Annotated in this window: 3 protein-coding genes; 2 read left to right on the top strand and 1 reads right to left on the bottom strand. The window is 68.6% G+C overall.

The annotated features are described in order from the left end of the window. Positions 1–533: transketolase C-terminal domain-containing protein (locus ACFU53_RS47770; RefSeq protein ID WP_384006880.1), on the top strand; the 533-nt coding region annotated here is incomplete at its 5' end. Positions 534–545: 12 nt separating this feature from the next. After that, positions 546–1,736, top strand: coding sequence for a transaldolase (gene tal / locus ACFU53_RS47765; RefSeq protein ID WP_384006877.1), 1,191 nt, complete (start codon positions 546–548; stop codon positions 1,734–1,736). On the opposite strand, the gene ACFU53_RS47760 is transcribed toward tal, so the two are convergent. Then, positions 1,726–2,001, bottom strand: a complete 276-nt coding sequence (locus ACFU53_RS47760; RefSeq protein WP_384006874.1) for a hypothetical protein — start codon at positions 1,999–2,001, stop codon at positions 1,726–1,728. The two genes, tal and ACFU53_RS47760, sit on opposite strands and share 11 nt — an antisense overlap. Positions 2,002–2,291: the final 290 nt, after the last annotated feature.

Raw genomic sequence — 2,291 nt, 5'->3', positions numbered from 1 at the left:
CCTGGCGCGAGATCCTCAAGCGCTGGACCAAGGAGTTCGGCAAGGGCGCCCCGCACGGTCTCGCGCTGACCCGCCAGGGCGTGCCGACGTACGAGCCCAACGAGGACGCCGCACGTGGCGGCTACGTCCTGTTCGAGGCATCTACCGAGACGCCGGAGGTCATCCTCATCGCGACAGGTTCCGAGGTCCACCTCGCCGTGGAGGCGCGCGAGCAGCTGGAAGCCGAGGGGGTCGGTACGCGCGTGGTCTCGATGCCATCGGTGGAGTGGTTCGAGGAGCAGTCCGCGCAGTACCGCCAGAGTGTCCTGCCATCGTCCGTGAAGGCCAGGGTCGCGGTCGAGGCGGGCATCGGCCTGACCTGGCACCGGTACATCGGCGATGCCGGACGCATCGTTTCGCTGGAGCATTTCGGCGCCTCCGCCGACGCCGAGGTCCTCTTCCGCGAGTTCGGCTTCACCGCCGAGAACGTCGCAGCCGCAGCCCGCGCCTCCCACGCCGCCCTAGCCGGCAACCGCGACAACAAGCACCAGTAGGAGAGCTCTTCCATGACCGACGACGCACTCAAGCGCCTCTCCGACGAAGGTGTCGCGATCTGGCTGGACGACCTGTCCCGCAAGCGGATCACCTCCGGCAACCTCGCCGAACTCATCGAGCGCAAGCATGTGGTCGGCGTGACCACCAACCCCACGATCTTCGAGCAGGCGGTCGGCAGGGGTGACGACTACGCGGACCAACTCCGCGAACTGGCGCTGCGCGGTGTGACGGTCTCCGAGGCGGTCCGCATGATCACCACGGCGGATGTCCGGGACGCGGCGGACATCCTGCGCCCGGTGTTCGACGCCACCGGCGGCCGTGACGGCTGGGTCTCCATCGAGGTCGACCCGCGCCTCGCGCATGGTACGGCCGCGACCGTTGCCGAGGCCAAACAGCTGGCCTGGCTGGTGGACCGGCCCAACACCCTCATCAAGATCCCGGCCACCAAGGCGGGTCTTCTTGCGATCACCGAGGTCATCGGCCTCGGCATCAGCGTCAACGTCACGTTGATCTTCTCGCTGGAGCGCTACCGCGAGGTCATGGACGCCTACCTGGCCGGCCTGGAGAAGGCCGAGGAGCGCGGCCTGGACCTCTCCACGATCCACTCCGTCGCCTCCTTCTTCGTGTCCCGCGTCGACACCGAGATCGACAAGCGACTGGACGCGATCGGCACGCCCGGCGCCAAGGAGATGCGAGGCAAGGCCGCTCTGGCCAACGCCCGCCTTGCCTATCAGGCTTACGAGCAGATGTTCGGCTCTGCCGACGGATCGATACAGCCCTCCGTCCGCTGGGCCACCCTCGACCGGAGCCCCGCAAACAGGCAGCGCCCTCTCTGGGCCTCGACGGGTGTCAAGGACCCCTCTTACGCCGACACCCTCTACGTCACGGAGCTGGTCGCACCGGGCACGGTCAACACCATGCCGGAGGCCACCCTCGATGCCACTGCCGACCACGGCGAGATCACCGGCAACACCATCGCCGGGACCTACGACCACGCCCGCGCCGACTTCGACGCCCTCGCCGGGCTGGGGATCTCCCACCTCAATGTCGCCCAAGTCCTGGAGACCCAAGGGATACAGAAGTTCCAGCAGTCCTGGGACAGTCTCCTGAATGCCGTACGGCACGCACGGCCGACCGACTTCGAGAGGGTCCGATCTGGGAGCCGAGTGAACGGCGCATCGACCCGGCCACTCACGTCGTAGTGCCGGGGCGGGTCGTTGCGCGCGCGTCGATGTCGCGACGGGCCGCGAGCAGAGTGGAAAGCGCCCCGACGGTAGGGGAGCTGACGGCCATGAAGGTCCGGTGCAGGCTGTGCCGGGCCCGGTCCAGGAGGTGCTCCAGCAGGACACCGGTGGAGCCGGAGCCGGAGCCGGCGGCCGGCAACAGCAGGTAGACGCGCTTCCCCAGCAGGGCCGCCGCCGGTTCGTGGCCGAGGGAACGGCCGTCGAGGACGGCCGGGTCCAGCATCCGCAGCAGAGCGGCGCGGTGTCGAGCCGCGAAACCGGCCTCCCAGGGTCCTCGCTTCTCCCCTCCTGCTCACCCATCAACGCTCGGCCGGCGGGCACTCCGAACGCCGGTCGCGTGATCGGCATTCAGACGGACGCCACCGACCCGGCGTCTCATGACGCTCTCGCGAAGGCGACACTCGCCGAGTTCGGGCGCTTTTCCGGAAGTGCCAGGAATGGTTCGATCCTGCGGGGGTTACTGGAGCTTGCTCTGCTGCGCCTTGGCGAGACCTGTGGATCGGCAGCGGGGGG

The sequence above is a fragment of the Streptomyces sp. NPDC057474 genome (genome assembly GCF_042802555.1).
Taxonomy (GTDB): Bacteria; Actinomycetota; Actinomycetes; order Streptomycetales; family Streptomycetaceae; genus Streptomyces.
The sequence above is the reverse complement of the archived record's forward strand: the minus strand, read 5'-3'. Positions and strand labels throughout refer to the sequence as shown.